Origin of the sequence: Citrobacter sp. S55_ASV_140, from assembly GCF_018919505.1 — a bacterium.
Classification (GTDB): domain Bacteria; phylum Pseudomonadota; class Gammaproteobacteria; order Enterobacterales; family Enterobacteriaceae; genus Citrobacter; species Citrobacter werkmanii.
Window position 1 is genome coordinate 1 of the sequence record NZ_JAHLQZ010000194.1, and the last position, 7,103, is coordinate 7,103.

The window sequence follows — 7,103 nt, forward strand, 5'->3', positions numbered from 1 at the left end:
CTTTCGGGTTGATCACTAGATTTACACCAGCCTGCGCAGATGCGCAGGTTTTTTTTTGTCTTCGGCCTATCTGTAACAGTAACCGATAATTTACACAACTCGTTGCATTTGGGTTCATTCCTTTGCGTTTTCGCACTGGCGTATCTGGCTGCTGACGACCACAATCAAGATCCCAGAGGTATTGATTGGTGAGATTATTCGGTACGCACTTCGTACCTGTCTCTTGCACCGACCTGCGCGGATGCGCAGGTTTTTTTTCGGATTGAATTCACCAGTTACCTGTCGCGCCCATTCCCCAACTCGTATACTCTCCCATCATTAATGTTTATGTAATTAATGGCACAGGGAGTTGAGATGCTATTTGGCTTTTTTCGTAATCTGTTTCGCGTGCTTTTCCGCGTTCGCGTCACGGGAGATATCAGCGCGCTACAGGGAGAACGCGTTCTAATTACTCCCAACCATGTCTCATTTATCGACGGCATCCTGCTGGCGCTTTTTTTACCGATCCGCCCCGTTTTTGCTGTTTACACCTCTATTAGTCAGCAATGGTACATGCGCTGGCTGACCCCGCTGATTGATTTCGTGCCGTTAGACCCGACCAAACCGATGTCGATTAAACATCTGGTTCGCCTGGTCGAGCAGGGGCGTCCGGTGGTTATTTTCCCGGAAGGGCGTATTTCGACTACCGGTTCATTGATGAAAATCTATGACGGCGCCGGGTTTGTTGCGGCAAAGTCAGGGGCCACGGTGGTTCCTGTGCGCATCGAAGGCGCGGAGCTGTCACGCTTTAGTCGCCTGAAAGGTCTGGTTAAACAGCGCTTCTTCCCGCGTATTCGCTTGCACATCCTGCCGCCGACCCATATGCCGATGCCGGAAGCGCCGCGTGCTCGCGATCGCCGCAAAATCGCGGGTGAAATGCTGCATCAAATTATGATGGAAGCGCGCATGGCGGTACGTCCGCGTGAAACGCTTTATGAGTCTCTGCTGGCGGCGAAATATCGCTATGGCGCAGGCAAAAACTGCATTGAAGATGTTAACTTTACGCCGGACAGCTACCGTAAGCTGTTGACTAAGACGCTGTTTGTGGCCCGTATTCTGGAAAAATATACCTCTGAGGGTGAAAAAATTGGCCTGATGCTGCCAAACGCGGGGATCAGCGCGGCGGTCATTTTTGGCGCTATTGCGCGTCGACGTATTCCGGCGATGATGAACTATACAGCAGGTGTAAAAGGGCTAACCAGCGCCATTACTGCATCAGAAATCAAAACTATCTTCACTTCCCGACAGTTTCTCGATAAAGGCAAACTTTGGCATTTACCGGAGCAGCTCACCCAGGTGCGCTGGGTTTACCTGGAAGACCTGAAAGCCGATGTGACGTTTAGCGATAAGCTGTGGATTTTCTCACACCTGCTGGCGCCGCATCTGGCGCAGGTGAAACAGCAGCCGGAAGAGGCCGCGGTAATCCTCTTTACCTCTGGCTCGGAAGGTCATCCGAAAGGTGTGGTACACAGCCACAAGAGCATTCTGGCGAACGTCGAGCAGATTAAAACCATCGCCGATTTCACCGCCGATGACCGCTTTATGTCTGCATTGCCGCTATTCCACTCCTTTGGTCTGACGGTGGGATTATTCACGCCGTTGCTGACCGGCGCAGAAGTGTTTCTTTATCCCAGCCCGCTGCATTACCGCATTGTGCCGGAGCTGGTCTACGACCGGAACTGCACCGTACTGTTTGGGACGTCAACGTTCCTTGGCAACTACGCGCGTTTCGCGCATCCCTATGATTTTCACCGTCTGCGCTATGTGGTGGCGGGAGCGGAAAAACTGCAAGACACCACAAAACAGCTGTGGCAGGAGAAATTTGGTCTGCGTGTCCTTGAAGGCTATGGCGTGACGGAATGTGCGCCAGTGGTGTCGATCAACGTGCCGATGGCGGCGAAATCAGGAACGGTAGGGCGCATCTTGCCCGGTATGGATGCCCGACTGTTAGCTGTTCCAGGCATTGAGGACGGAGGGCGTTTACAGCTGAAAGGCCCTAATATTATGAGCGGCTATTTGCGCGTCGAAAAACCCGGCGTGCTGGAAGTGCCGACGGCAGAAAATGCGCAGGGTGAGATTGAGCACGGCTGGTATGACACCGGAGACATCGTGCGCTTTGATGAAAACGGCTTTGTGCAGATCCAGGGACGCGCCAAGCGTTTTGCTAAAATTGCCGGAGAGATGGTCTCGCTGGAAATGGTTGAGCAACTGGCGCTGGCGGTATCTGCGGATAAAATGCACGCCACGGCGATCAAAAGCGATGCCAGCAAAGGCGAGGCGCTGGTGCTGTTCACCACCGACAGTGAACTGACGCGCGAAAAACTGCAGCAGTATGCGCGAGCGCACGGCGTGCCTGAACTTGCCGTGCCGCGTGATATTCGCCACCTGAAACAACTCCCATTACTCGGCAGCGGTAAGCCGGATTTTGTCACGCTGAAAAGCTGGGTCGATGAGCCGGAAAAACAACATGAGTGAGTCAGTGCACACTAACACTTCTATCTGGTCCAAAGGGATGATGTCCGTTATCGCCGCGCAGTTCCTGTCGGCGTTTGGCGATAACGCCTTACTGTTCGCCACGCTGGCTTTGCTTAAGGAACAATTTTATCCGGACTGGAGTCAGCCGATCCTGCAAATGGTGTTTGTGGGCGCTTACATCCTGTTTGCGCCCTTTGTCGGGCAGGTGGCGGACAGCTTTGCCAAAGGCAGGGTGATGATGTTCGCTAACGGCATGAAGCTGCTGGGCGCGGCGAGTATTTGCTTCGGCGTTAATCCGTTTCTCGGCTATACGCTGGTGGGGATCGGCGCGGCGGCGTATTCACCAGCCAAGTATGGCATTCTCGGTGAACTGACCACTGGCGACAAACTGGTGAAAGCTAACGGCCTGATGGAAGCCTCCACCATTGCCGCGATTTTACTCGGTTCTGTGGCGGGGGGCGTGCTGGCCGACTGGCACGTGATTGCTGCGCTTTCTGCCTGTGCGCTGGCCTATGCGGGCGCTGTGGTGGCTAACCTGTTTATCCCGAAGCTGGCTGCGGCTCGCCCTGGCCAGTCCTGGCATTTGGGGAAAATGACCCGCAGTTTTTTCTGTGCGGCCACTTCGCTGTGGCGTAACGGTGAAACGCGTTTCTCATTGGTGGGAACCAGCCTCTTTTGGGGCGCTGGCGTCACGCTGCGTTTTCTGCTGGTGCTGTGGGTGCCGGTGGCGCTGGGCATCACCGATAACGCCACACCTACTTACCTGAATGCCATGGTGGCGATTGGGATTGTGGTCGGCGCGGGTGCGGCAGCGAAGCTGGTGACGCTGGAAACCGTGTCGCGCTGTATGCCTGCGGGGATCCTGATTGGCGTCGTGGTGCTGATCTTCTCGCTGCAACATGCGCTGCTTCCGGCCTACGCGTTGCTGATGCTTATCGGCGTGTCAGGCGGGTTCTTTGTGGTGCCGCTGAATGCGTTGTTACAGGAGCGGGGCAAGAAAAGCGTCGGTGCGGGTAATGCGATTGCGGTGCAAAACCTGGGTGAAAACAGCGCGATGCTGCTGATGCTGGGTATTTACTCGCTGGCGGTGCTGGTGGGGATCCCGGCGGTAGCGATTGGTATTGGATTTGGCGCGCTGTTTGCGCTGGCGATTGCGGCGCTATGGATTTGGCAGCGCCGCCATTAGTCTGTTACGTGTAGTTGCCTTATCGGGCCTACAGGGAATGCTTTCTGTAGGCCTGATAAGCGTAGCGCCATCAGGCACTAACCGTTATGGTGCAGGATAGGTATACACCTGATGCACCGCTTCAATCTCGGCCAGAACTTCTTCGCTCAACGCCAGATGCAGGCTTTCAACGTTGGTTTTTAACTGCTCCATCGTCGTTGCTCCCAGCAGGGTGCTGGCGACAAACGGCTGACGACGCACGAATGCCAGCGCCATTTGCGCAGGATCCAGATTATGGCGTTTCGCGATATCCACATAGGCTGCAACGGCCTTTTGCGTTTGCTCACCGCTGTAGCGTGTGAAACGGCTAAACAACGTATTACGTGCGCCGGCAGGCTTCGCGCCGTTCAGATACTTACCGGTTAGCGTACCGAAGCCCAGGCAAGAATAGGCCAGTAGTTCAACCCCTTCGTACTGGCTGACTTCTGCCAGTCCAACTTCATAGCTACGGTTCAGCAGGCTGTAGGGATTCTGGATAGTGGCGATGCGCGGCAGATCGTGTTTGTCCGCCAGATGCAGATAACGCATCACGCCAAACGCGGTTTCATTGGAAACGCCGATGTAGCGAATTTTTCCCGCGCGCTGAAACTCAGCCAGCGCGTCCAGCGTATCCAACAGGGAGACGACCGGCGCGGAGTCCGTCCAGCTGTAGCCTAACTTACCAAAGCAGTTGGTGGGGCGCTGCGGCCAGTGAACCTGATACAGATCCAGGTAATCGGTTTGCAGTCTTTTCAGACTGTCGTGCAGCGCTTCACGGATATTTTTACGGTCCAGCGCCTGATTTGGTCGAATGCCGCTGTCGTTGTTACGTGATGGCCCACTGACCTTCGACGCCACGATTAGCTTTTCGCGGCTACCGTGTTTGGCTAGCCAGTTGCCCACGTAAGTTTCGGTGAGCCCCTGGGTTTCAGGACGCGGCGGTACCGGATACATCTCGGCAACGTCGATCAAATTTATGCCTTGTGCCACGGCATAATCGAGCTGTGCATGGGCGTCGGCTTCGCTGTTTTGTTCACCAAACGTCATTGTGCCCAGCCCCAGTGTACTGACTTCCAGCGAGCTGTGGGGTATACGGTGATATTGCATAGCCGTTTCCTTTTTATAATCACAACATAAGGATTATAAAAATGGCTGAGGGAAGAGAAAAAGGGAAGTAAAATTGTTAAGGCCAGCGCGCTGCTGACCTCAACCATCAGCGTTCAATGATTTGAGATACATCGTCGCGGTTGATCTGCATCGCATTGCCTTGCTGATCGTGGTAGCTCACCAGACCGGTATCGTCGTCAATCTCTGGTTTTCCGTCGGTCAGGATCATTCGGCCATCTTTTGTCGCCATTACATAATCGCTGCTGCACCCAGAAACTACAAAAGCCAGTCCTACGGCGGAAATCAAAACTGCCCATTTTTTCATCTGCTTATCCTCTCATGGCCTGCGTCTGACAATAGTTTAGTAATAACGCGAAGTTATGCATGACGAAAGCAGTAAAATCTTAAACTGTGAGAAGAGGTAGGTCCGGCGCGGTATTCGCTCCCCTTGCGGGGAGCGACAGATTTCATCAGAGCGGATTTTTTTTATTACGCCACAGGTTCAGTGTCTCTACCGCGATAGAGAAGAACATGGCGAAATAGATGTATCCTTTTGGAACGTGGACGTCGAAACTTTCCAGAATCAGCGTAAAACCGACCAGAATCAGGAAAGAGAGCGCCAGCATTTTCACTGAAGGGTGACGATCGACAAACTCACCAATTGGGCGAGCAGCAAACATCATCACGCCCACGGCAATCACCACCGCCGCCATCATGATAAACAGATGGTCAGACAAGCCTACCGCTGTAATTACGGAATCCAGACTGAAGATAATGTCTAACAACATGATCTGCACAATCGCGCCCAGGAATGAAGAGACGCGGGTTTTCAGTCCCTCTTCCTCACCTTCAATGGATTCGTGGATCTCTTTACTGGCTTTCCAGATCAGGAACAACCCGCCGAGCAGAAGGATCAGATCACGCGCCGAAATCGCCTCGCCAAATACCTCGAACAACGGGTTTGTCAGCCGTGTTACCCAGGCGATAGAGGCCAGCAGCGCCAGACGCATAATCATTGCTGCCGCCAGCCCAATACGTCGGGCATGATTGCGTTGCGCTGTCGGAAGTTTGGCTACAACCAGAGAGAGGAAAATAATATTGTCGATCCCAAGAACGATCTCCAGCAGCGTCAGCGTACCGAGCGCAAGCCAGGCGTTAGGATCGGTTATCCATGCAAATAACATCGAGCAAAGTCCTGCCAAAAAAAAGAAGCGGTAATTATAGGCCCGTAACGCGGCGGGTGAAAGGCCGGGCAGTGCCTATTGCGGCTGGAATAAGAAATGCCGCTCAAGCAATGCGCGCGTGAAGTTCTTTTTCAGATAAAACCCGCGCGGCAGGGTCAGGATGGGTTCGCCATGGGCGCCAATCGCTTCGGTAAGCGCTCGGGCATTGGCGGCTTTGGGACGCAGTTGTAACACTTCCCCATGGCGAGCGGTGATGCGTTCGACGTGGCCTAGCACAATCATGTCCATTAGTTCTTCCCAGTCCAACCGTAATTGCTGGTCTTCTTCGTCGTTCGGGCTCCAGAGCAAGGGCGAGCCGACGCGACGTTCAGCCAGTGGAATGCTGCGTTCACCCTCTACCGGGATCCACAGTACGCGTTTAAGTTTGTGCCGCACATGGCTGGTTTCCCAGGTGACGCCTGTATTGCCAGTTAACGGCGCTACGCATACGAAGGTGGTTTCCAGCGGTCTGCCAAGACTGTCCACAGGGATCGTTTTCAACTCCACGCCCAGCGCCGCAAAATCCTGCTCCGGCTTGCTGCCTGCGCTGGCGCCCAGCCAAATTTCCAGCAGGACGCCAATCCAGCCTTTATCACGCTTGAGATCCCTGGGGGTGACGAGTCCCGCCATGGTCGCCAATTCTCCCAACGAGTAGCCCGCAAGCTGCCGCGCCTGAGTCAGCAATTGGGCTTCAGAGTCAGGCGGAGAAAGTAACGGATGGAGTTCTGGCATCGGGTCAACCCTTAGGTGAAAAAATGAGCAATGATTTTATACCGTGTGGACAGAGTTTATCTTTTTCCACATGCTTTATTCAATTATATGATTTATATTGGTTTTTATATTCACGCGCGCGCAGTTGCGCAACAGCAATGCGGGTTTTCCAATTCTGGTCACTGACAATGAACAGGATCTTACACCATGTTATCCACAGAAAGATGGGATAACTGTGAAAAACCCCCACTACTGTTTCAATTTACAGCCTTGACGTGCGACGAAAATCGAATTTTTACACAAATTGTGCCTAACTTATTGGCATAATCTGTGGATAAAACCAA

General features: G+C 53.5%; 6 protein-coding genes. 2 read left to right on the forward strand and 4 right to left on the reverse strand.

Annotation, left to right across the window (positions count from 1 at the left end; genetic code table 11):
* Positions 1–354 precede the first annotated feature (354 nt).
* Both aas and lplT read left to right on the forward strand, forming a co-directional pair.
* Positions 355–2,514 carry a bifunctional acyl-ACP--phospholipid O-acyltransferase/long-chain-fatty-acid--ACP ligase gene (gene aas / locus KQJ18_RS19880; protein ID WP_087856759.1) on the forward strand — a complete coding sequence of 720 codons (2,160 nt, stop codon included), beginning with the start codon at positions 355–357 and terminating at the stop codon, positions 2,512–2,514.
* Complete coding sequence (lplT, locus tag KQJ18_RS19885) at positions 2,507–3,700, forward strand: lysophospholipid transporter LplT (protein WP_038633338.1); 1,194 nt, start codon at positions 2,507–2,509, stop codon at positions 3,698–3,700. Before aas ends, lplT begins: the two co-directional genes overlap by 8 nt.
* Before the next feature lie 84 nt (positions 3,701–3,784).
* On the opposite strand, the gene KQJ18_RS19890 is transcribed toward lplT, so the two are convergent.
* The 4 genes from KQJ18_RS19890 to mutH form a co-directional block, all read right to left on the reverse strand.
* Positions 3,785–4,825 carry an NADP(H)-dependent aldo-keto reductase gene (locus KQJ18_RS19890; protein ID WP_038633335.1) on the reverse strand — a complete coding sequence of 347 codons (1,041 nt, stop codon included), beginning with the start codon at positions 4,823–4,825 and terminating at the stop codon, positions 3,785–3,787.
* Between the two features lie 106 nt (positions 4,826–4,931).
* Positions 4,932–5,150 (reverse strand): lipoprotein YgdR, encoded by a 219-nt coding sequence (gene ygdR, locus KQJ18_RS19895; protein ID WP_038633333.1) that lies wholly within the window; start codon positions 5,148–5,150, stop codon positions 4,932–4,934.
* A 145-nt stretch (positions 5,151–5,295) separates the two neighbouring features.
* Positions 5,296–6,009 (reverse strand): TerC family protein, encoded by a 714-nt coding sequence (locus tag KQJ18_RS19900; protein WP_038633330.1) that lies wholly within the window; start codon positions 6,007–6,009, stop codon positions 5,296–5,298.
* Positions 6,010–6,084: 75 nt separating this feature from the next.
* Positions 6,085–6,780: a DNA mismatch repair endonuclease MutH gene (gene mutH, locus KQJ18_RS19905; protein WP_038633327.1), complete on the reverse strand. Its 696-nt coding sequence runs from the start codon at positions 6,778–6,780 to the stop codon at positions 6,085–6,087.
* Positions 6,781–7,103: the final 323 nt, after the last annotated feature.